Here is a 22,889-nt window from a genome sequence, read left to right on the forward strand (position 1 = left end):
GCTCAGGAAGCAAGTAATAATAGCGGACTATTATTTACCTGTCTTACCTTCTTTACGACGGATGATTTCGTTAACGTATTTGATACCTTTACCTTTGTAAGGCTCTGGTGGGCGTACGCCACGGATGTTGGCTGCCAAAGCGCCAACTTTAGCTTTATCGTAACCTTTAACGATGATCTTAGTGTTAGTTGGTACTTCCACTTCGATACCGTCTTCTGGTGTGAATTCAACTGGATGAGAATAGCCGACGTTCAATACAAGTTTGTTGCCTTGCAATTGAGCACGGTACCCAACCCCTACTAAGTCCAATTCTTTCATAAATCCTTCAGATACACCTACAACCATGTTGTTTACCAACGCGCGTGTAGTACCATGAATGGATTTAGTGAATTTCTCTTCGTTAGGACGAGTGAAAGTAACAGTGTTTCCATCGATCTTGATGCCGATCATTTCATTAAATGTGCTAGTTAATTCGCCTTTAGGGCCTTTAACCGTAACAGTGTTACCTTGTTGAGTAACGGTTACGCCAGCTGGGATTTCGATTGCTTTATTTCCAATACGACTCACAGGGCTGCACCTCCTTTATTTTCTCTTATTTTTTTAAAAATTACCAAATGTAAGCTAATACTTCGCCGCCGATGTTTTTCGCTCTTGCTTCTTTGTCGGTGATAACACCTTCAGAAGTAGACACGATTGCGATTCCTAAACCATTCAATACTTTAGGGATGTCGCCAGTTTTAGCGTATACACGCAAACCTGGTTTTGAAATACGTTTCAAACCAGTGATGACGCGTTCGTTGTTTGGACCATATTTTAAGAATACACGGATAACACCTTGTTTATCGTCTGAAGTGTAATCAAAGTTTTTGATGAAACCTTCAGCCTTAAGAATGTTAGCGATCTCTAATTTTGTCTTTGATGCAGGCACTTCTAAAGATTCGTGACGTACCATGTTGGCATTACGAATACGAGTTAAGAAATCTGCGATTGGATCTGTCATGACCATTTACATTATACCTCCTTTTGCGAGTATGGTTAAATTACCAGCTAGCCTTTTTCACGCCGGGAATTTGTCCTTTATAGGCAAGTTCACGGAAGCAAATACGGCAAAGTTTGAATTTGCGATAAACTGAATGTGGACGTCCGCAACGTTCACAACGAGAGTAAGCTTGAGTAGAATGTTTTGCGGGACGTTTGTTTTTAGCAATCATGGATTTTTTAGCCAATTATTATTCGCCTCCTTAGCTTATTTTTGGAATGGCATTCCAAGTTGTGTCAATAATTCTCTTGATTCTTCGTCAGTGTTAGCAGTAGTTACGATAACGATATCCATACCACGTACTTTGTCGACTCTATCATAGTCAACTTCTGGGAAAATCAATTGTTCTTTGATACCTAAAGTATAGTTTCCACGACCATCAAAAGATTTTTTGCTGATCCCACGGAAGTCACGTACACGTGGTAATGAAACTGTTACTAGTTTATCCAAGAAGTCGTACATTCTTTCGCCACGTAAAGTAACTTTAGTGCCGATAGGCATACCTTCACGTAAACGGAATGCAGCGATTGATTTTTTAGCTAATGTGATGACTGGTTTTTGACCAGAGATCAATGTTAGTTCTTCAACTGCTTTATCTAGGTTTTTTGTGTTTGACACTGCATCACCCACACCCATATTGATGACAATTTTGTCAATTTTAGGTGTTTGCATGATTGAAGTGTATTCAAATTTTTCCATCAATGATGGAACGATTTCTTTTGTGTATTTTTCTTTTAAACGGTTCATTTAGAATATCCTCCTTCCTCTAATAATTAATCAATGATTTCGCCGGTTTTTTTGGAAACGCGGACTTTTTTGCCATCTACGACTTTAGATCCTACGCGAGTAGGTTCGCCAGTTTTAGCATCAATTAACATAATGTTAGAAACATGGATAGGTGCTGCTTCTTCAAGAATTCCACCTGTTGGGTTTGTTTGAGAAGCTTTGCGATGTTTCTTGACAATATTAATGCCTTCGACAATAACACGATCTTTTTTAGGGAAAGTTTTAAGGATGACTCCTTCTTTACCTTTATCTTTTCCAGTAATGACTTTAACTTTATCACCAGTTTTTACGTGCATGCTTTGTTGCACCTCCTTCATTTATGACAGTTGATTACAATACTTCTGGAGCAAGGGAAACGATCTTCATGTAGTTGTTGTCACGCAATTCACGTGCAACTGGTCCAAAGATACGTGTTCCACGAGGGCTCTTGTCGTCACGAATGATTACACAAGCATTTTCGTCAAATTTGATGTAAGAACCATCTTTACGGTGTGCGCCGTGTTTCGTACGAACGATAACAGCTTTAACTACATCACCCTTTTTGACAACACCACCGGGTGTAGCTTGTTTTACTGTGCAGACGATTGTATCACCAATTCCTGCGAATTTGCGGTTTGAACCACCTAACACTTTGATAGTTAACACTTCTTTAGCGCCTGAATTATCGGCAACTCTTAAGCGGGATTCTGTTTGTATCACTTCAGTATCCTCCTTCCGGATATAAAAATATTTATTTGTCTGATTAGATGATTACTGATTCTTCAACAACTTCCAGTAAGCGGAAGTTTTTAGTAGCAGATAGAGGACGAGTCTCCATAATTCTAACTACATCTCCCATTTTAGCTTGGTTGTTTTCATCATGTGCTTTGTACTTTTTAGAGTACTTAACGCGTTTACCATAAGTTGAATGTGTTTTTGTTGTAGATACTTCTACGACAATTGTTTTATCCATCTTATCGGAAACAACAACACCTTGGTAGACTTTACGTTGGTTACGTTCTTCAGTCATTTCGTTGTGACCTCCTTTGCTGATCTACTATTTTTGCAATTCTTGTTGTCGCAATACAGTTTTAATACGTGCAATTGATTTGCGTACTTCTTTCAAGCGGGCAGTATTTTCTAACTGTCCGGTTGCAAGTTGGAATCGTAGATTGAATAATTCATCTTTGAATTGTTTTTCTTTATCAATCATTTCAGCAGTGGATAACTCTTTAAGTTCATTAGCCTTCATTCGATTCACCACCAATTTCTTTACGTTTTACAATTTTTGTTTTAACTGGCAATTTGTGAGATGCAAGACGTAGAGCTTCGCGTGCCACTTCTTCAGGGACGCCTGCTACTTCAAACATGATCTTGCCGCGTTTAACTGGAGATACCCAACCTTCAGGTGCCCCTTTACCAGAACCCATACGGACTCCGATAGCTTTAGATGTATATGATTTGTGAGGGAATATTTTGATCCAAACTTTCCCACCACGTTTCATGTAACGAGTCATAGCGATACGAGCAGCTTCGATCTGACGGTTTGTGATCCAATGAGAGTCAACAGCTTGCAAACCATATTCGCCGAAAACTACTTCTTTTCCGCCTTTAGCTTCTCCGCGCATTTTTCCACGGAACTCACGACGGTGTTTTACACGTTTAGGTACTAACATTGGTTATTTCCCTCCTTTCTCAGTTGTTTTTTTTGCTGGTAAAACTTCACCACGGTAAATCCAAACTTTAACGCCTAATTTACCATAAGTTGTGTCTGCTTCTTCCCAAGCGTAGTCGATGTCCGCACGCAATGTATGCAATGGAACAGTTCCTTCAGCATGAGTTTCAGCACGAGCGATATCTGCACCATTCAAACGACCAGAAACTTGCGTTTTGATCCCTTTAGCGCCAGATCTCATTGTACGTTGGATAGCTTGTTTTTGAGCACGACGGAAAGCTACACGGTTTTCCAACTGTTTAGCGATACCTTCAGCAACCAATTTAGCATCCAAGTCTGGTCTTTTGATTTCCACGATGTTGATGTGTACTTTTTTACCAGTCAGTTCATTTAACTCTTTACGAGTTTTTTCAACTTCAGAACCGCCTTTACCGATTACCATACCAGGTTTGGCAGTATGAATAGAAACGTTCACGCGGTTAGCCGCACGTTCAATTTCAATTTTAGAAACAGAAGCTTCGCTTAAGTTCTTTTCGATATATTTACGGATACGTAAATCTTCATGTAAGAAAGCTGCGAAATCTTTTTCAGCGTACCATTTAGCATCCCAGTCACGAATGATGCCGACACGTAATCCTAATGGATGAATTTTTTGACCCACAGATTATCCCTCCTTCTTTTCTGATACCACGATTGTGATGTGGCTAGTACGTTTCATGATTGGTGAAGCTGATCCTTTTGCACGTGGACGGAAACGTTTCATCGTTGGTCCTTCGTTAACATAAGCCTCGCTTACTACCAAGTTTTCGATATCTAAATCATAATTATGTTCTGCATTGGCAATTGCTGACATCAACACTTTTTCTACAACGGGCGAAGCGCCACGCGGTGTGAATTTCAGAATGGAGATTGCTTCTCCGATGCTCTTGCCTCTGATAAGATCCACTACTAAACGAACCTTACGAGCGGCAATGCGAACAGTTTGTGCAGATGCTTTTGCAGCTGTGATTTGTTCTGGCATGTTATTTCCTCCCCTCGTAATTAACGGCGACCTGTTTTCTTGTCGTCTGCGGCATGGCCACGGTATGTTCTTGTTGGAGCGAATTCTCCTAATTTGTGTCCTACCATGTCTTCTTGAATGTAAACTGGAACGTGTTTTCTTCCATCATAAACTGCAATCGTTTGTCCGATGAATTGTGGGAAAATTGTAGAGCGGCGAGACCAAGTTTTAATTACTTGTTTCTTTTCGCTAGCTAGAGCAGCTTCAACTTTCTTAATTAAATGTTCATCGACAAAAGGTCCTTTTTTCAAACTACGACCCATGGTGAAGCCTCCTTTCGATTATGTGTTGCTTCAGTTAATTATTGTTGTGATAATTATTTTTTACGTCCACGAACGATTAGCTTGCTAGATTTAGCTTTCTTGCTACGAGTTTTGTAACCAAGAGCAGGTTTACCCCAAGGAGTAACTGGCGCTTTGCGTCCGATTGGAGATTTACCTTCACCACCACCGTGTGGGTGATCGTTCGGGTTCATTACAGAACCACGGACAGTAGGGCGTTTACCCAACCAACGGTTACGTCCAGCTTTACCGATGTTGATCAATTCGTGTTGTTCGTTACCTACTGAACCGATTGTTGCACGGCAAGTTGAAAGGATTAAACGTACTTCGCTTGAGTTCAAACGAACTAGTGTATATTTACCTTCTTGTCCAAGTACTTGAGCACTTGTACCAGCTGAACGGATCAATTGACCGCCTTTGCCTGGTTTTGTTTCGATGTTGTGGATAACAGTACCGACTGGGATAGTTGACAATGGCATTGCGTTTCCGATTTTGATATCAGATCCTACTCCAGATTCGATTTGTTGGCCTACTTCGATGCCTTTAGGGGCAATAATGTAAGTTTTGATTCCATCAACATATTGGATCAACGCGATGTTTGCAGTGCGGTTTGGATCGTACTCGACAGCTTTTACGATACCAACGACTCCATCTTTATTACGTTTGAAGTCGATCACACGGTAAGCACGTTTGTGTCCACCAGCTTGATGACGAACGGTAATTTTACCTTGGTTGTTGCGACCGGCTTTTCTTTTGATTGGTTCGACCAAAGATTTCTCAGGTGTTGTTTTTGTAATTTCTGCGAAATCAGAACCAGTCATATTACGACGGCCGTTTGTGGTAGGTTTGTATTTCTTAATCGCCACGTTTTTTCCCCTCCTATTTGATTATTTCAGTAAATTAATTTTCGAATAATTCGATTGTTTTAGAATTTTCAGTCAAAGTGATGATTGCTTTACGGCGTTTTTTTGTATAGCCTTTGTATTTGCCCATACGTTTAAGTTTGCCGCGTACATTCATGATGTTTACGTTTTTAACATCTACACCGAACAATGATTCGATAGATTGTTTAACTAATGTTTTGTTAGCACGTACATCCACTTCAAAGGTATATTTCTTTTCATCCATTGCAAGCATAGAAGCTTCCGTGATGATTGGGCGTTTGATAACGTCTGTTGCTTCCATTATATAAGAGCCTCCTCTACCTTAGAAAGAGCAGCTTGTGTCAAGACTAATTTGTTGTTTGAAACAACATCCAATACGTTGATTCCTGTTTCGTTAACGACTGTTACGCCAGGAAGGTTACGTGCTGATAATGCTGCAAAATCGTTGTCGTTTTCTACAACAACCAATACTTTCGTATCAACGTTAAGGTTTTTCAACACATTTGCAAATTCTTTTGTTTTTGGTGCATCGAAGTTCAATGTTTCAACTACGATCAAGTCTCCTTCAGCAACTTTCGTTGAAAGGACTGATTTGATAGCTAAGCGACGAACTTTCTTGTTTAATTTATAGCTGTAAGAACGAGGTGTTGGTCCAAAGACAACTCCACCGCCAACCCATTGTGGTGAACGGATTGAACCTTGGCGTGCACGGCCTGTTCCTTTTTGTTTCCATGGTTTACGACCACCACCGCTGACAGCGCTGCGGTTTTTTACTGCGTGAGTTCCTTGTCTTAAAGAAGCGCGTTGCATGATGATTGCATCGTAAACAACGTTTTCGTTAGGCTCAATCCCAAAGATTTCTTCATTCAAAGTTACTTCACCGTTTTGTGTTCCATCTTGTTTAAATAAGGCTACGTTTGGCATTTTTCTCGTTCCTCCTCTCTTTTATATTATTTGTTTGCAGCTTTGCGAGCTACTTTGATTTCGATTAATGATTTTTTAGAACCAGGTACGTTACCTTTGATCAGGATAACGTTTTTCTCAACGTCAACCATAACGACTTCAAGGTTTTGGATAGTAACGCGGTCGTTACCCATACGTCCTGCTAATTTTTTACCTTTGAATACGCGGGATGGGAATGAAGCAGCACCCATTGAACCCGGACGACGATGGTAACGAGATCCGTGGGCCATTGGCCCGCGGCTTTGTCCGTGACGTTTGATTACGCCTTGGAAGCCATGTCCTTTAGTGGTACCAGTAACATCAACAATGTCGCCGGCTTCAAAGATATCAACTTTGATTTCTTTTCCTACTTCGTATTCTCCTAGCTCAACATTGTTAAATTCACGAATGAAGCGCTTAGGAGCAGTTTTTGCTTTTGCTGCATGACCCTTAGCAGGTTTGTTTGACAATACTTCACGCATTTCTTGGTAGCCTAGTTGTACCGCTTCGTAGCCGTCCGTTTCGTTGGTTTTAACTTGTAAAACAACGTTTGGAGTAGCTTCGATAACTGTAACTGGTACTAACTCACCGTTTGCAGTAAAGAATTGAGTCATTCCTACTTTTTTGCCTAAGATTCCTTTGGTCATGGTAACACCTCCGTTTGTTTTTTATATGATAGGTTTGATTATAATTTGATTTCGATGTCTACGCCGCTTGGTAAGTCAAGTTTCATCAAAGCGTCAACAGTTTTTGTTGTTGGGTTGATGATGTCGATTAGACGTTTGTGTGTAAGCATTTCGAACTGCTCACGAGAATCTTTGTACTTGTGAGTAGCACGAATCACTGTGTATAGTGATCTTTCAGTCGGCAATGGAATCGGACCAGAAACGGTAGCTCCCGTTCTTTTTGCTGTTTCCACGATTTTATCCGCTGATTGATCAAGAGCACGGTGTTCATATGCTTTTAAACGAATACGTATTTTTTGTTTTGCCATGTTGTTCCCTCCTTCGTCAGATGTAATTCATAAGACTAGCTCCACGAAAATTCCCCGGCACACCCGCCGTGACAAAGCGACCGGGTGTGTCGCAACCTCTCGTCTCTAAGCTGCAGTTCCCGAATGAACGGTCCCCAATACATTATTCATAACCATGAATGCCGTACCAATATATTATACATAATCCCATTAGTTAAAGCAAGTCTTTTCTGAAAATAATATTCAGTTTCTGCTATTATCCAAATGACTTGTATTGCCTGAGCACTGTGAAGCATTTTGTCCCTTCACTATTATACTGATCTGTAAGAAGAATGCAAGCCCCATGATAATGTTGAATATCCTGACTCGAGAAATGCAACAAAATTAAATAAGGGACCATCTCGAATGAGACAGTCCCTTATTGCTTATTCGTTTGGATATTCCAAAGCTTTCTTGCCTTCATCACCTGTGCTGACGCGGATGACGTTTTCTACATTATATATGAAAATTTTTCCATCCCCGATGTTGCCTGTGTACAATGCTTTTCTGGCAACATCGACTACTTCTTGGACGGGAACCGTGCTGACGACAACTTCGACACGGATCTTTGGCAGCAGGTCGGCTTCGGTCTCGACGCCCCTATAATAGGTGCTATGCCCTTTTTGCATGCCGTAGCCGAATACATCGAAAACGGTCATGCCTGTGATGCCGATGCTGTTCAGTGCTTTTTTCAAACCTTCAAATTTACTTTCGTTCGTGATGATTTCAATTTTGGTGATTTTAGTTTGTGCATCTTGACCGCCTGTTGTTGCGCCGGAGGCTTGGTATTCCACAACAACTGACTTTTTAAGGTCTTCCAGAGAAACATTCGCGAAGGCCAATTCTTGATCGTTGCTTCCGAAAGTGCGCTCCTGCAATTTTTGGAAAGCCGTTCTCAATTCGCCCGGCACGACAGACGCAGCTGTATTTGAATAATTGGTATCACTCAAAGCTACGGCGAGACTGCCATATGCTGTTTCGCCATGGAGAGCATAATCCAATCCGATTTCTTCCTCCTCTGCAGAGACACGCATTGGCATGAATTTACTGATTAGTTTCAACAGTAGATAGGACATGATACCCGCGTATGCAAGCACAGCTAAAATGCTGACAACTTCTGCAATCAAAAGTGAGGCACTGCCATCTACCAACCCGCCTTCAATGGCAGGATTGATGCTGCTTGATGCGAAGATACCAGTTGCGATTCCACCCCAGATTCCTCCGATACCATGGCAACCGAATGCATCAAGTGCATCATCATAATCAAATTTCTTCTTCAGAACGGATACGCCGTAGAAGCAGACGATACCGCCGATGAAACCGATGGCTAAGGCTGAAACCGGGCTGACGAATCCGGCGCCAGGCGTGATGGAAACCAGACCAGCAACGATTCCGCTGACAAATCCAAGAGCAGTCGGTTTCTTGTGGATGATCCATTCACAGATAATCCAGCTTATGCCGGCTGTGGCAGCGGCAGTGTTTGTAGTGATGAAGGCATCCAGTGCAATATCGTTGATCGCCAGAGCGCTTCCGGCGTTGAAGCCAAACCAGCCGAACAACAGAAGGCCGGCGCCGATCATCGTCATCGGAATATTATGCGGCTTGACGGAATCGTGGTTTTTTCTTTTGCCTAGATAAATGGCTGCTACCAGAGCCGATATACCGGAACTGATATGGATGACGCTCCCGCCAGCAAAGTCGAGTGCACCCAGTTCGCGGATCCAACCGCCATTTCCCCAGATCCAGTGGGCAATCGGATCATAGACGAAAGTCGTCCATAAAAGGATGAAGGCAAGGAATGCGGGAAACTTCATGCGTTCCGCGATGCTTCCTGAAATCAAGGCTGGGGTGATGATTGCGAAAGCCATCTGGAACATCATGAATAGTTGATGCGGAATGGTCGGTGCGTAATCAATAGGCGTGAAGCCTACACCGTTGAGTAATGTGAAGGACAAATCGCCGAAAAATTTTGAGTCGCCTCCGAATACAAAAGAATATCCGAATAATAGCCATTGGATAGAAACGATAGCGATGGCAGCATAACTGTGCATCGTCGTGCTGAGGACATTTTTCTTCCGGACCATCCCTCCGTAGAATAGGGATAAAGCCGGCGTCATCATCATGACAAGGATTGTTGCGAGGAAGACGAAAGTTGTATCTGCATAATTAATGTTCTCCATATAGATTCTCCTTTTGCTGATAATTTTTCTGGTGTATTACTGCTTTGTGATGTTTCTTACTTTACACCCTAAAAAAAAGAAAATCATCAAAATGATGACGACTCGCGTCATGAAATGTGACATGAACAAGGCGCTCTCGCGGCTGGAGACTGTGCAAGTTGCCCTACCAGCAATAAAAGGTTAATACGCGCTCAATAAGTGCTGCGAGTACGTCATAAAATCGATTTAATCATGTAAATCGCGTAAAGATAGCTCACATGGAATGAAGTCACAACAAAAAATGCTCAAAATTGGGCAATATATCAGCAAAAATACAAGTGTGCCAGCAATGGTTTGATTCAGTACACCCGGTCGAAAATCCTCTTTCTTCTATATATTATGAACATTAATATGGATAAAGCTGATATGGTAAAAATTCTGGGTTTCTCTCTCCGGCAGCCCCTTTGCTCCAACTCCAACACAAAAAGACGCTCTATTCAAGAGCGCCTTCCCATATCGGAATTTTTCAAAAAAAAAAAAACGGAAGCCGAGGCTCCCGTTTTTCGAATTTTATTTTGAAATAAAATTATTTAGTGATTGAAGCTACAACGCCAGCGCCTACTGTACGTCCACCTTCACGAATAGAGAACTTAGTTCCGTCTTCGATAGCGATTGGGTGGATCAATTCGATAGTCATAGTAACGTTGTCGCCAGGCATTACCATTTCAACGCCTTCTGGTAAGTTACATACGCCTGTAACGTCAGTTGTACGGAAATAGAATTGTGGACGGTAGTTAGTGAAGAATGGAGTGTGACGTCCGCCTTCTTCTTTTGAAAGTACATAAATTTCAGCAGTGAAAGTTGTGTGTGGAGTGATTGAACCTGGTTTAGCCAATACTTGACCACGTTGGATTTGCTCACGTGTAACACCACGTAACAAAGCTCCTACGTTATCGCCAGCTTCAGCGTAATCCAATAATTTACGGAACATTTCAACACCGGTAACAACTGTTTTCTTAGTTTCTTCAGCAATACCGACGATTTCAACTTCGTCACCAACGCGGACTTGTCCACGTTCAACACGGCCTGTAGCAACAGTACCACGTCCAGTGATTGAGAATACGTCCTCGATAGGCATCATGAATGGCTTGTCAGTTTGACGAACTGGAGTTGGGATGTATTCGTCAACAGCAGCCATCAATTCCAAGATTTTTTCTTCGTAAGCTGCGTCGCCTTCAAGAGCTCTCAAAGCTGAACCAGAGATTACAGGAACATCGTCGCCAGGGAAATCGTATTCTGTTAACAGGTCACGAACTTCCATTTCAACTAATTCTAATAATTCTTCATCGTCAACCATGTCGACTTTGTTCAAGAATACTACGATGTAAGGAACACCAACTTGACGAGACAACAAGATGTGCTCGCGAGTTTGTGGCATTGGACCATCAGCAGCAGAAACTACTAAGATAGCTCCGTCCATTTGTGCAGCACCAGTGATCATGTTTTTAACATAGTCAGCATGGCCTGGGCAGTCTACGTGAGCGTAGTGACGAGTTTCAGTTGAGTATTCAACGTGAGAAGTGTTGATCGTGATACCACGTTCTCTTTCTTCTGGAGCGTTGTCGATTGCAGCATAGTTAGATGCTTCAGCGAACCCTTTTTTAGCTAAAACTGTTGTGATAGCTGCAGTTAATGTTGTTTTACCATGGTCAACGTGTCCGATTGTACCAACGTTTACATGGGGCTTTGAACGGTCGAATTTTACTTTTGCCATTTTAAATCATTTCCTCCTCATATTGAGTGCTTATAATTTGTCTAGACTTTAATCGTCTATCGTATAAAGTATACCGATTTGTGCTCGAAAAAGCAATATACAAGCTAAGCAACAGCGAGATTACTCTTCGCTATTTTTTCCGCTCTTCTTGATGATTTCTTCTTGAACAGATTTAGGAACAGCTTCGTAATGATCGAATGTCATTGAAAACGTTCCGCGGCCTTGTGTAGAAGAACGTAAAGTTGTAGCATATCCAAACATTTCTGACAATGGAATGCTGCTCTTAACGATTTGTGCGTTACCGCGTGCTTCAGTACCTTCGATACGTCCACGACGAGAACTTACATGACCCATTACATCTCCCAAATAGTCATCAGGAACTGTAATTTCTACAGCCATCATTGGTTCAAGGATTGCAGGGTCAGCTTTCTTAGCTGCGTTACGCAAAGCAAGTGAAGCAGCAACTTTAAATGCTGTTTCAGATGAATCGACATCATGGTAAGAACCATCATACAATTTAGCTTTAACGTCAACTAAAGGATAACCAGCCAACACACCGTTTTCCATTGCGTCTCTTAAACCAGCTTCAACTGCAGGGATGTATTCACGAGGAACAACCCCACCGACGATAGCATTTTCAAACTCAAAGCCTTTTCCTTCTTCATTAGGAGTAAATTCAACCCATACGTGACCGAATTGACCTTTACCACCTGATTGACGAACGAATTTACCTTCAGATTGAACTGATTGACGGAATGTTTCACGGTAAGATACTTGAGGAGCACCTACTGTAGCTTCAACTTTGAACTCACGTCTCATACGGTCAACGATGATGTCCAAGTGCAACTCACCCATACCAGCGATGATCGTTTGACCAGTCTCTGGGTTAGTGGAAGCACGGAAAGTAGGATCTTCTTCAGAAAGTTTCTGTAGCGCGATACCCATTTTATCTTGGTCAGCTTTTGATTTAGGCTCAATAGCAACTTCGATAACTGGTTCCGGGAAAATCATGGATTCAAGGATTACTTGTTTCTTTTCATCACACAAAGTGTCGCCTGTAGTTGTATCTTTCAAACCAACTGCAGCAGCGATATCTCCAGCAAATACTTCTGGGATTTCGTTACGGTGGTTAGCGTGCATCTGTAGGATACGGCCTACACGTTCGCGTTTGCCTTTAGTGGCATTCTGAACGTAAGAACCACTTTGTAGAGTACCAGCATATACGCGGAAGAATGTCAGACGGCCTACAAACGGGTCAGTCATAACTTTAAATGCTAAGGCTGCAAATGGCGCTTCGTCGCTTGCAGGAACAGCGATTTGTTCTTCAGTATCTACGTCAGTACCTGTGATGGCAGCAACATCCAATGGTGATGGAAGGTAGTCAATAACTGCGTCAAGCAATAATTGAACGCCTTTATTTTTGAAAGCAGAACCGCAAAGCATCGGGAAAAATTCTACATTACATGTAGCAGTACGAATACCTTGTTTCAATTCTTCTTTCGTAATTTCTTCACCATCAAGATATTTTTCCATCAAAGCTTCATCAGTTTCAGCAACAGCTTCAACTAATTTAGTGTGCCATTCTTCAGCCGTTTCAAGATATTCCGCAGGGATATCTTCTTCATGGTATTCAGTACCTTCATCGTTGTCATAGATTTCAGCCTTCATTTCGACTAAATCGATGATACCTTTGAATGTATCTTCAGAACCAATCGGTAATTGAATCGGATGCGCATTAGCATTCAGACGGTCATGGAGAGTTCCTAAAGAATATAAGAAATCTGCACCCATTTTGTCCATTTTGTTAGCGAATATAATACGAGGAACACCATAAGTTGTAGCTTGACGCCAAACTGTTTCAGTTTGAGGTTCTACGCCTGATTGTGCATCAAGTAAAGCGACAGCGCCATCCAATACACGTAGGGAACGTTCAACTTCAATAGTGAAGTCCACGTGTCCGGGAGTATCGATGATGTTAACGCGATACCCTTTCCATTGTGCAGTAGTAGCAGCTGAAGTGATGGTAATACCACGTTCTTGTTCTTGTTCCATCCAGTCCATTTGTGAAGCACCCTCGTGGGTTTCACCGATCTTATGGATTTTACCGGTATAGTACAAAATACGTTCAGTTGCCGTTGTTTTACCAGCGTCAATATGAGCCATGATACCGATATTTCTCGTATTATGTAGAGAAAATTCTCTTTGTGCCATCTTCTTCAAACACCTCTCTCTTGTAAAAGTAATTGCAAGTCCATTTTATTAAAAAAATGGTGACTTATACAACCATAAAGCAAATTTCTTGCAAGAAAAAATTCTTGCAAGAAAATTTTACCAACGGTAATGAGCGAAAGCTTTGTTAGCTTCTGCCATTTTATGTGTATCTTCACGTTTCTTAACTGAAGCACCAGAGTTGTTAGCAGCATCCATAATTTCTTTAGCTAGACGCTCTTCCATAGTATCTTCACCGCGTAGACGAGAGTAGCTTACCAACCAACGTAATCCTAAAGCCATACGACGATCTGGACGTACTTCGATAGGAACTTGGTAGTTAGAACCCCCTACACGACGTGCTTTTACTTCTAAAACAGGCATGATGTTTTTCATAGCTTGTTCGAAAACTTCCAACGGGTCGTTTCCTGTAGATTCTTTGATCATTTCAAATGCGTTATATAAGATTGTAGCAGCTTTACCACGTTTTCCATCAACCATGATACGGTTGATTAAACGAGTCACCAATTTTGAATTGTAAATCGGATCTGGCATTACTTCACGTTTTGTAACTGGACCTTTACGAGGCATTCAAATTCCTCCTTCCTTAACTTTTGTTTTTCGTTTATTGTTTAATTATTTTTTCTTAGGTCTCTTAGCTCCGTATTTAGAACGGCTTTGCATACGGTTGGCTACACCAGCTGTATCAAGAGCGCCACGAACGATATGATAACGTACCCCTGGCAAGTCTTTTACTCGTCCGCCACGGATTAGCACCACGCTATGTTCTTGTAGGTTATGTCCGATACCAGGAATGTAAGCTGTAACTTCTAACAAGTTAGACAAACGTACACGAGCGTACTTACGTAACGCTGAGTTAGGTTTTTTCGGAGTCATTGTACCCACACGAGTACAAACACCACGCTTTTGAGGTGAGTTTGTATTTGTTTGAGATTTCTTGAAGCTATTGTAACCTTTTCCTAAAGCAGGAGCAGTTGACTTTACAATAGCAGATTTGCGAGGTTTACGCACTAATTGATTGATTGTAGGCATTGATTTTCCTCCTTCCTCGATGGGATAGCTAGGTCCACACATCCAGGTGGTTCCTTTTTAGTTAAAAAAATAAATAAATCGAATATTTCGACTTACTATTCTTTCTGTGACAATCATACACCAGTCAGCACGACTGAAAGATATTGTTCAGGAATCTGTGTATAAAATCACCTTATGAATCATAACATGTATAATTCTGTCCGTCAACCATTTGTCTTGTATTATTTGTAATATTTTCCGGTTTTTTTCAATTTTTATTATTCGAATACGGGAGCAACTGGAGTAAGCTGCTCCTTAAACATACAAAAGGGCTACCGCAGATTGCGGCAGCCCCTTACATCCAAGTTAAATCTCTAGGTTTCTCATCGTTGGGAACAGCAGGACGTCCCTGATTGATTGGCTGTCGGTCAACATCATCACGAATCTGTCGATGCCGATGCCCAATCCGCCGGTCGGAGGCATACCGTATTCCAAAGCTTCGATGAAGTCTTCGTCCACGCCATGCGCTTCGTCATTGCCTTGCTCTTTTTCCATCGCTTGCGCTTCGAATCGTTCTCTTTGATCGATTGGATCCGTAAGTTCGGTAAAGGCGTTTCCGTATTCCTTGCCCATGATGAAGATTTCAAAACGGTCCGTAAAGCGCGGATCTTCTTCATTTTTACGTGCCAATGGAGAGATTGCCAGCGGATGACCGTAGATGAATGTCGGCTGAACCAACGTGTCTTCCACGAATGCCTCGAAAAATTCATTGATGATGTGCCCTACCGTCATATTCTTCGTGAAAGGCACATTGTGTTTTTCCGCCAAAGCTTGCGCTTCTGCATCCGTCATCGGTGCCCAGAAATCGACGCCTGTAACGGATTTGACTGCGTCAACCATGTGGATGCGCGGATATGGTCCGGCCAAGTTGATTTCAATGCCGTCATAGACCACTGTTGAGGAGCCTTTGACCTTGGTTGTAACCGTCTCAAAGATGCCTTCAACCACTTCCATCACATCGTGGAAGTCTGTATAGGCTGTATACATTTCCAGCATCGTGAATTCCGGATTATGGGTTGTGTCGATTCCTTCGTTACGGAATACGCGACCGATTTCATAAACCTTTTCCATGCCGCCGATCACAAGGCGTTTCAAGTGCAACTCCAACGCGATGCGCATGTACAATTCCATATCCAATGCGTTATGGTGCGTGATGAAAGGTCTTGCGGTAGCCCCACCAGCCATGTTGTGCAAAGTCGGCGTTTCGACTTCAAGGTAGCCGAGGCCATTCAGATAGGTTCTGATTTCGCTGATGATTTGGCTGCGTTGCACGAACTTATTGAAGCTCTCTTTGTTGCTGATCAAGTCAAGATAGCGTTGACGATATTTTTGTTCAACGTTAGTCAACCCATGATATTTGTCAGGCAACGGACGCAAGGCTTTCGTCAAATGCACAAGTTGCGTCGGTTTGATGGTGACTTCACCGGCATCTGTTTTCATGATTGGGCCAGTTACGCCAATGATGTCGCCGAGATCGGCCTGTTTAAAGATTGCATAATTCTCTTCCCCAACAGCGTCTTTGCGCACGTAAATCTGGATTTGGCCTTTGCTGTCCTGCAAATGTGCAAAACCAACCTTGCCTTTGCCTCGTTTTGTCATGATTCTGCCGGCTACGGAAACGATGGTCTCATCTTTTGCTTCGATTTCCTCTTTCGTAAAAGCATCGAAATCTTGATGGATAGTTGCGGATAAATGTGTTCTTACAAAACCATTTTGAAAGGGTTCAATTCCTTCTTCGCGTAAAGTCAGCATTTTTTCACGGCGAATCAGTAATTGGTCATTCATTTCTTCTGAATGTTTTTCTTGACTCAATGAGGTCACTCCGTTCTTAAATCTACTTGTTTCATAATCTTCTTAATATTGCCAATAAAAGAGTGAAAAATCAAGCCGTCTTAGCTATTTATTTCGATTTTTTCGGATGTAGGCGCTTCTTTCGAGGCTTCGCGTTCTTCTATTTCAAAAATGAACCGATCCAACAAGTCGACAACTTCTTGTTGTCTGGATGCAGACGTGACTGCAGCTTTTGTTTTTGAAGCACGCGGAATGCCTTTCAGGTAATAACCCGCGATGCTGCGGAATTCTTTTACAGCGACTGTTTCGCCCTTAAGATCGGTCAATCGGTCCAAGTGCAGTTTTGCAATTTCTAATTTTTCACGCGGGGTCGACTGCGGCAACATCTCTCCGGTTTCCAGATAGTGGACTGTTTGTTTGATCATCCAAGGGTTGCTCAAGGCAGCCCGGCCGATCATGACACCATCCACGCCTGTTTCGTCCATCATCCGCTTCGCATCTTCAGGAGTCTTCACATCTCCGTTCCCCAATAATGGGATACGCGTCAAAGCTTGTTTGACTTCCTTGAAGATGTTCCAGTCGGCTTTGCCATCATACATCTGTACGCGTGTGCGGCCGTGCATCGCAACTGCGGCTGCACCAGCGCGTTCTGCAGCCAAAGCATTCTCAACTGCAAAAAGATGATCGGAGTCCCAACCGGTCCGCATTTTCACGGTTACAGGCTTATCAACGGCATCCACGACAGCGGAAACCATTTCATAGACTTTGCCCGGATCCAACAACCACTTTGCCCCTGCTTCCGCCTTGATGACTTTGCTGACGGGGCAGCCCATGTTGATGTCGATGATGGCTGCTTCTGTGTTTTCCGCCACATATTTTGCCGCTTCTACTAATGTATCCTTGTTGCCGCCCATGATCTGCACGCTCAACGGATACTCATTCGGCTCGATGTGCAGCATCCGCAAAGTCTTCTCGTTGCGGAATTGAATGCCCTTGTCGCTGATCATCTCGCAGACGACCAAACCGGCGCCCATCTCTTTGACGGTAACACGGAAGGCGGCGTTGCTGATTCCGGCCATCGGTGCGACTGCGACTGGATTATTGATTTCTATATTGCCAATTTTATACATTTTTTACTTCCTTTGTTATTTATTTATGGTGATCCCATCCGTTTGCTGGATGCTCGAAAAACTCTTGGACCATTCTATCATCTTACAATCAGTAAGAAAAGAAAAATATCTTGCCTGATTGAAGATGACGCGTCAACAATAAGAAGAAGGACAAGCCATCCGATCGGCCTGTCCTTCTTATCCATTTATTATTGTACGCTGAACAGAGGCGTGGAGAGGTAACGTTCGCCGCTATCCGGCGCCACAGTCAAGACGGACTTGCCTTTGCCCAAACGGATGGCCACTTCGATCGCACCGGCAATGGCAGCCCCGCCTGAAATGCCCACCAGTATGCCTTCTTCCTGCGCAACACGGCGAGCCATTTCGAAGGCTTGTTCATTGGAGACTTGGACGATACCGTTGTAAAGTGTCGTGTCCAAGACAGACGGGATAAAGCCCGCCCCGATACCCTGGATTTTGTGCGGGCCTTTCGGCTTTCCGCTCAGTACAGCCGAGTCGGTCGGCTCCAGAGCATAGATCTCCACGTTAGGATTGACTTTGCGCAATGCCTTGCCGACTCCAGTCACGGTTCCGCCCGTTCCGACTCCGGCAATAAAGGCATCCGGCGTCTTGCCTTCAAACGCCTCGATGATTTCCGGGCCGGTAATGGCTTCATGCACAGCTGGATTGGCTGGATTATCGAATTGCATCGGCATAAAGTGTTCCGGTTGCGCTGCGATTTCCCTTGCCTTCGCAATTGAACCGTTCATCCCTTCAGCTCCAGGTGTCAAAACTAATTCGGCGCCATAAGCTGCCAACAATAAGCGTCTTTCCATGCTCATCGTATCAGGCATCACAAAAATGGCTTTATAGCCTTTTGCCGCAGCCAGCATTGCTAAGCCGACGCCTGTATTCCCGCTGGTCGGTTCCACGATTGTATACCCAGGCTTCAGAAGGCCTTCTTCTTCCGCCACTTCTATCATATTCAGAGCGATGCGATCTTTCACGCTTCCGCCTGCATTGAATGATTCAAGCTTGACGTAAACATCAGCCACACCCTCGGGTACCACTTTATTCAGTTTGATTATCGGCGTTTCCCCGATCAAACTTGCAATTGAAGAGACTATTTTTACCATGTCGATTCCTCCAGCTCAGATAGATTTTACTGATCAGTTCCGTCAAACGGATAGATTACTTTCATTGTAGGTTACGTGAAACCGCATTACAAGAGAGAAGCCGACGCCATCAGATGTTGGCAGCGCGCTTTTCATCAATGGCCGTCACCAGTTCCTGCAGATCTGCTTCCGAATAGTGGTACTTTTCGCCACAGAAATGGCAGACAACTTCAGCGCCATGATCTTCTTCGATCATTTCCTGCAGCTCAGTCTTGCCGATCGAACTCAACCCTTCGCTGAAACGATCCCTTGAACAATCGCAGTGAAAACGCACAGGCATCTTCTCCAACACTTCCACATTTTCTTCGCCCAATATGCGCGTCAGAATCTGTTCAGGTGTTTCACCGTTTTCCATCAATCTGGAAACCAACGGAATGGCTGCAATATTCTTTTCCACTTTCGTGATGGCTTCATCACTGGCGTCTGGCATCACCTGGATCATGAAACCGCCAGCAGCTTTGATCGAATCGTCGGTGTCCACCAACACGCTCAAACCGATGGCCGAAGGTATCTGCTCAGAATTTGCCATGTAGTAGGTGAAATCCTCGCCCAATTCACCGCTGACAAGCGAAACTTGTCCCGTAAACGGTTCTTTCATCCCTAAATCTTTGATGACGGTCAAGGTGCCCTCCGTCCCCACAACTGCACGCACATCCAATTTGCCATGGTCGTTCAAGGAGAGATTGACATTCGGGTTTGCAATATAGGCTTTGATATCGCCCTTACCGTTCGCATCTGCGAGTATGCGGCCTCCCAGGCCATCCCCATTCACGATGACGGTCATTTTTTCTTCGTTCTTCAAACCGGCAGCTGCCAGCAACAACGTCCCTACCATCGTGCGGCCTAAAGCTGCAGAAGAGGCACTCCATGTATCATGTCTTCTTTGGGCCTCTGCAACCGCTGCTGTAGCGTCAATCGAGTAGGCACGGAATTGTCCTTCATAGGCTAACGCTTTAATTAAATAGTCGCTCATATATAATCCTCCATCGCATTCTTAAATTGTTTCTCTATCATTCTACTATAGGTCGGAACGAAAGCAACTATACTTTGCTCACTTACTTTTGCAGAGTTGCTCTTTGATGACAAAAAGTCCGGGATTGTCATCCCAGACTTTTTGCAAAACGCTATTTGTTTTATTTTTCTTCCGTATCTGTAGCTTCATTTTCCGCTTTTTCATCAGCAACTGGCAATGAATCTTCAGATGAAACTTCGGATTCGTCATCAGCAAGCATCTGCTCTTCTTGACGAACTTTTTCAGCCTCTTTCTTCTCAAGGGCCCGTTTGGCTTCTTCAAAAGACTGCGCTTTTTCACTTGGAAATTCTTCTGGATTCGAGTCCGAAGGCATTTGGCCGGTTTCGAACAAGCTGCGGATTGTTTTCTCGTCCAATGTTTCCAATTCCAACAATTTTGCAGCGATCAAATTCAGTTGTTCACGGTGTTCTTCGATGATCTGACGCGCTCTGACATGCGCTTCACTCATCATACGACGGACTTCCGAGTCGATTTGGTAAGCAATATCTTCGGAGTAAGCTTTGGTTTGGCCATAGTCACGCCCGACGAATACTTGATGGTTCCCTTCATACTGCACAGTGCCCAGCTTCTCACTCATACCGTACTCAGTAACCATGCTTCTGATCAAGCCGGTAGCTTGTTCGAAGTCGTTGCTGGCGCCTGTAGTTTGGACGTTGAAGACAACTTCCTCCGCAACACGTCCACCAAGCAAGCCGACAACTTGCTCCAATAATTCATCCTTCGTCATAAGGAATCGATCCTCTTTCGGAAGCATGATTGCGTATCCTCCAGCGCGACCGCGCGGAACGATCGTAACTTTGTGGACAATACGCGCATCGCTCAGCACCATACCGACGATCGTATGACCGGCTTCATGGTAAGCAACCATTTCACGTTCGCGTTTGCTGATGACACGATCTCTCTTGGCAGGACCGGCAATTACACGGTCATGCGCTTCGTCAACATCAAGAGCATCAATTTTTGTTTTGTTCCGTCTGGCCGCAACCAAGGCAGCTTCGTTCAACAGGTTTTCCAGATCGGCCCCAGAGAAGCCTGGCGTCTGTTGCGCGACAACTTTCAGGTCGACGTTGCTTGCCAACGGTTTATTACGGGAATGTACTTTCAGTATCGCTTCACGGCCTTTTACATCCGGTCTGCCAACCAAAATCTGGCGGTCAAAACGGCCTGGACGGAGCAAAGCCGGATCGAGTACGTCCGAACGGTTGGTAGCGGCAATTACGATGATGCCTTCATTACCGGAAAAACCGTCCATCTCAACCAATAATTGGTTCAGTGTTTGTTCGCGTTCATCATGTCCGCCACCCATACCGGCGCCACGTTGACGTCCGACAGCATCGATTTCATCGATGAAGATGATGGCAGGAGCCGCTTTTTTTGCTTGCTCGAACAAATCACGCACACGGCTGGCACCGACACCGACGAACATTTCCACGAATTCCGAACCGGAAATCGAGAAGAAAGGCACACCGGCTTCACCAGCGACAGCTTTTGCCAATAAGGTCTTACCTGTTCCAGGAGGTCCTTCCAGCAAAACCCCAGCCGGAATTCTCGCTCCAAGCGCCGTGAAACGACGAGGATCCTTCAGGAATTCCACAACTTCAACAAGCTCTTGTTTCTCTTCCTCTGCACCAGCGACGTCTGAAAAACGTACTTTCATCGGTTTCTTGGTTGCATCCTCTGACTTTGTTTTTCCGAAGTTCATGACATTGCGGTTACCGCCTTGCCCGCCTCCAGCTTGTCCCATCATCATGTACATGAAGAAGATGAAGATGACGATCGGCAATACACTGAACAGGATGCTGATCCATGCGCCGGACTGATCTTCTTCCAACGGCACCATCTGTGTATCCGTCGTTTCGGCGATGTCCGTGATCTGTTTCAGCGTTTCATCATTCGGTAAAACTCTGGTTGTGAAATTCTTCGTTGTAGTACTGGTCGTATCATCAAACAACAGCAGATCGCTGGATGAATCAGCCACTTCCAGTTCTTGTTCGGTGCGGTATTCACCGCTGATTTCATAAACGCCTGCACCCGGTTGGATCGTAAAGCTATCCACCTCTTCCGAGTTCAAGGCATCCATAAATTCGCTTGCGGAAATTTCTTGGCTCGTCTCTGTGTCCATGCCGCCTGTAATCATCGAAACCACTGCAATGATCGCAAGGAAGATCAGCACATAAAAGCCGCTGCTTTTAAGAAAATTATTTTTTTTCATTAGAACCTCCTCGTCAGATATCGTTCTTCGCAGACTTTATCTTACGTCTCATCTTTTTTGTTTGTACAATATACTGGTATCTCACTAATCATATCATATCTGACCAATTTTAACGAATGATTTTACTCATAAACTTCGGTTTTTAAAACCCCGATATAAGGGAGGTTACGGTACTTTTCGTTGAAGTCCAATCCGTATCCGACGACGAACTCGTTCGGAACGTTGATTCCGATGTAATCCGCTTCCAAATCAACGACGCGGCGTTCTTTCTTGTCCATCAAAGTGACCACTTTTATGGATTTGGCTTTACGGTATTTAAAGATTTCGATCAGGTAGCTCAACGTCCTTCCGGTATCGATGATGTCCTCGACGATCAACAGGTCGCGGCCGTCCACGGTCGTATCCAGATCTTTCAGGATCTTCACATCTCCACTTGATTCCATTCCGGCTCCGTAGCTGGAGACGTCCATGAAATCCAATTCCAGATCGCATGCCATCGCGCGCGACAAGTCGGTCATGAACATGACTGCACCTTTCAGCACGCCAATCACCAATGGATTTTTCCCTTCATATTCTTTCGTCAATTGCGCGCCCAAGTCTTTGACTACTGCGCTGATTTCTTCTTCACTGTATAATACTTCCTTGATATCAGGATGCAACATTTCTTTCACCTCAAAA

28 protein-coding genes are annotated in these 22,889 nt (G+C 43.7%); all 28 read right to left on the minus strand.

The genetic code is table 11. The features are described from left to right. Window positions 1–30: 30 nt before the first annotated feature. The 28 genes from rplF to hpt all read right to left on the minus strand — a co-directional run bounded on the left by rplF (window position 31) and on the right by hpt (window position 22,873). Entirely contained in the window at window positions 31–567 is a 537-nt protein-coding gene (gene rplF, locus ACKPBX_RS04335) for a 50S ribosomal protein L6 (RefSeq protein WP_086626914.1), read from the minus strand. A 40-nt stretch (window positions 568–607) separates the two neighbouring features. Beyond that, entirely contained in the window at window positions 608–1,006 is a 399-nt protein-coding gene (gene rpsH, locus ACKPBX_RS04340) for a 30S ribosomal protein S8 (protein ID WP_086626913.1), read from the minus strand. Between the two features lie 34 nt (window positions 1,007–1,040). After that, a complete protein-coding gene (locus tag ACKPBX_RS04345) occupies window positions 1,041–1,226 on the minus strand; it encodes a type Z 30S ribosomal protein S14 (RefSeq protein ID WP_072763659.1) in 186 nt (61 codons plus the stop codon). 20 nt (window positions 1,227–1,246) lie between these two features. Then, a complete protein-coding gene (gene rplE / locus ACKPBX_RS04350) occupies window positions 1,247–1,786 on the minus strand; it encodes a 50S ribosomal protein L5 (RefSeq protein WP_086626912.1) in 540 nt (179 codons plus the stop codon). A gap of 26 nt (window positions 1,787–1,812) precedes the next feature. Further along, entirely contained in the window at window positions 1,813–2,121 is a 309-nt protein-coding gene (gene rplX, locus ACKPBX_RS04355) for a 50S ribosomal protein L24 (protein WP_068558971.1), read from the minus strand. Window positions 2,122–2,155: 34 nt separating this feature from the next. After that, window positions 2,156–2,524 (minus strand): 50S ribosomal protein L14, encoded by a 369-nt coding sequence (gene rplN, locus ACKPBX_RS04360; protein WP_068558973.1) that lies wholly within the window; start codon window positions 2,522–2,524, stop codon window positions 2,156–2,158. 43 nt (window positions 2,525–2,567) lie between these two features. After that, window positions 2,568–2,834 (minus strand): 30S ribosomal protein S17, encoded by a 267-nt coding sequence (rpsQ, locus tag ACKPBX_RS04365; RefSeq protein ID WP_086626911.1) that lies wholly within the window; start codon window positions 2,832–2,834, stop codon window positions 2,568–2,570. A gap of 27 nt (window positions 2,835–2,861) precedes the next feature. After that, a complete protein-coding gene (gene rpmC / locus ACKPBX_RS04370) occupies window positions 2,862–3,056 on the minus strand; it encodes a 50S ribosomal protein L29 (protein ID WP_086626910.1) in 195 nt (64 codons plus the stop codon). Further along, window positions 3,046–3,480 (minus strand): 50S ribosomal protein L16, encoded by a 435-nt coding sequence (rplP, locus tag ACKPBX_RS04375; protein WP_068558979.1) that lies wholly within the window; start codon window positions 3,478–3,480, stop codon window positions 3,046–3,048. The genes rpmC and rplP overlap by 11 nt, the downstream gene beginning before the upstream one ends. Window positions 3,481–3,483: 3 nt before the next feature. Beyond that, window positions 3,484–4,140 (minus strand): 30S ribosomal protein S3, encoded by a 657-nt coding sequence (rpsC, locus tag ACKPBX_RS04380; protein WP_086942212.1) that lies wholly within the window; start codon window positions 4,138–4,140, stop codon window positions 3,484–3,486. A 3-nt stretch (window positions 4,141–4,143) separates the two neighbouring features. After that, window positions 4,144–4,500, minus strand: a complete 357-nt coding sequence (gene rplV, locus ACKPBX_RS04385; protein WP_086626908.1) for a 50S ribosomal protein L22 — start codon at window positions 4,498–4,500, stop codon at window positions 4,144–4,146. A gap of 20 nt (window positions 4,501–4,520) precedes the next feature. Continuing rightward, on the minus strand, window positions 4,521–4,802 hold the full coding sequence (rpsS, locus tag ACKPBX_RS04390; protein ID WP_068558985.1) for a 30S ribosomal protein S19: 282 nt from the start codon (window positions 4,800–4,802) through the stop codon (window positions 4,521–4,523). Window positions 4,803–4,855: 53 nt separating this feature from the next. Next, window positions 4,856–5,686: a 50S ribosomal protein L2 gene (gene rplB, locus ACKPBX_RS04395; protein ID WP_086626907.1), complete on the minus strand. Its 831-nt coding sequence runs from the start codon at window positions 5,684–5,686 to the stop codon at window positions 4,856–4,858. 34 nt (window positions 5,687–5,720) lie between these two features. Further along, a complete protein-coding gene (gene rplW, locus ACKPBX_RS04400) occupies window positions 5,721–6,005 on the minus strand; it encodes a 50S ribosomal protein L23 (RefSeq protein WP_068558989.1) in 285 nt (94 codons plus the stop codon). Beyond that, window positions 6,005–6,628, minus strand: a complete 624-nt coding sequence (rplD, locus tag ACKPBX_RS04405) for a 50S ribosomal protein L4 (protein WP_068558991.1) — start codon at window positions 6,626–6,628, stop codon at window positions 6,005–6,007. Before rplD ends, rplW begins: the two co-directional genes overlap by 1 nt. Window positions 6,629–6,654: 26 nt before the next feature. Further along, entirely contained in the window at window positions 6,655–7,293 is a 639-nt protein-coding gene (gene rplC / locus ACKPBX_RS04410; protein ID WP_086626906.1) for a 50S ribosomal protein L3, read from the minus strand. 38 nt (window positions 7,294–7,331) lie between these two features. Beyond that, window positions 7,332–7,640: a 30S ribosomal protein S10 gene (rpsJ, locus tag ACKPBX_RS04415; RefSeq protein ID WP_068558995.1), complete on the minus strand. Its 309-nt coding sequence runs from the start codon at window positions 7,638–7,640 to the stop codon at window positions 7,332–7,334. Window positions 7,641–8,044: 404 nt separating this feature from the next. Then, window positions 8,045–9,838, minus strand: coding sequence for an ammonium transporter (locus ACKPBX_RS04420; RefSeq protein WP_407702571.1), 1,794 nt, complete (start codon window positions 9,836–9,838; stop codon window positions 8,045–8,047). 565 nt (window positions 9,839–10,403) lie between these two features. Next, complete coding sequence (gene tuf, locus ACKPBX_RS04425; RefSeq protein WP_319996104.1) at window positions 10,404–11,591, minus strand: elongation factor Tu; 1,188 nt, start codon at window positions 11,589–11,591, stop codon at window positions 10,404–10,406. Between the two features lie 120 nt (window positions 11,592–11,711). Next, window positions 11,712–13,802 carry an elongation factor G gene (gene fusA, locus ACKPBX_RS04430; protein WP_319996105.1) on the minus strand — a complete coding sequence of 697 codons (2,091 nt, stop codon included), beginning with the start codon at window positions 13,800–13,802 and terminating at the stop codon, window positions 11,712–11,714. A gap of 117 nt (window positions 13,803–13,919) precedes the next feature. Further along, window positions 13,920–14,390, minus strand: coding sequence for a 30S ribosomal protein S7 (gene rpsG / locus ACKPBX_RS04435; RefSeq protein WP_086626904.1), 471 nt, complete (start codon window positions 14,388–14,390; stop codon window positions 13,920–13,922). Window positions 14,391–14,435: 45 nt separating this feature from the next. Then, window positions 14,436–14,852 carry a 30S ribosomal protein S12 gene (gene rpsL, locus ACKPBX_RS04440; RefSeq protein ID WP_086626903.1) on the minus strand — a complete coding sequence of 139 codons (417 nt, stop codon included), beginning with the start codon at window positions 14,850–14,852 and terminating at the stop codon, window positions 14,436–14,438. 345 nt (window positions 14,853–15,197) lie between these two features. Continuing rightward, window positions 15,198–16,676 carry a lysine--tRNA ligase gene (gene lysS / locus ACKPBX_RS04445; protein ID WP_119092513.1) on the minus strand — a complete coding sequence of 493 codons (1,479 nt, stop codon included), beginning with the start codon at window positions 16,674–16,676 and terminating at the stop codon, window positions 15,198–15,200. 107 nt (window positions 16,677–16,783) lie between these two features. Further along, complete coding sequence (gene dusB / locus ACKPBX_RS04450; protein WP_086626902.1) at window positions 16,784–17,812, minus strand: tRNA dihydrouridine synthase DusB; 1,029 nt, start codon at window positions 17,810–17,812, stop codon at window positions 16,784–16,786. A gap of 188 nt (window positions 17,813–18,000) precedes the next feature. Then, window positions 18,001–18,927: a cysteine synthase A gene (gene cysK / locus ACKPBX_RS04455; protein ID WP_086626901.1), complete on the minus strand. Its 927-nt coding sequence runs from the start codon at window positions 18,925–18,927 to the stop codon at window positions 18,001–18,003. A gap of 109 nt (window positions 18,928–19,036) precedes the next feature. Next, entirely contained in the window at window positions 19,037–19,939 is a 903-nt protein-coding gene (gene hslO, locus ACKPBX_RS04460) for an Hsp33 family molecular chaperone HslO (RefSeq protein WP_319996106.1), read from the minus strand. 160 nt (window positions 19,940–20,099) lie between these two features. Beyond that, the gene (gene ftsH / locus ACKPBX_RS04465; protein ID WP_086626899.1) at window positions 20,100–22,211 is read right to left on the minus strand and encodes an ATP-dependent zinc metalloprotease FtsH; all 2,112 of its coding nucleotides are present in this window, start codon (window positions 22,209–22,211) and stop codon (window positions 20,100–20,102) included. A gap of 122 nt (window positions 22,212–22,333) precedes the next feature. Continuing rightward, on the minus strand, window positions 22,334–22,873 hold the full coding sequence (hpt, locus tag ACKPBX_RS04470) for a hypoxanthine phosphoribosyltransferase (RefSeq protein ID WP_086626898.1): 540 nt from the start codon (window positions 22,871–22,873) through the stop codon (window positions 22,334–22,336). Window positions 22,874–22,889: the final 16 nt, after the last annotated feature.

It is taken from the genome of Trichococcus shcherbakoviae, assembly GCF_963666195.1.
In the GTDB taxonomy this organism is placed as follows: Bacteria; Bacillota; Bacilli; order Lactobacillales; family Aerococcaceae; genus Trichococcus; species Trichococcus shcherbakoviae.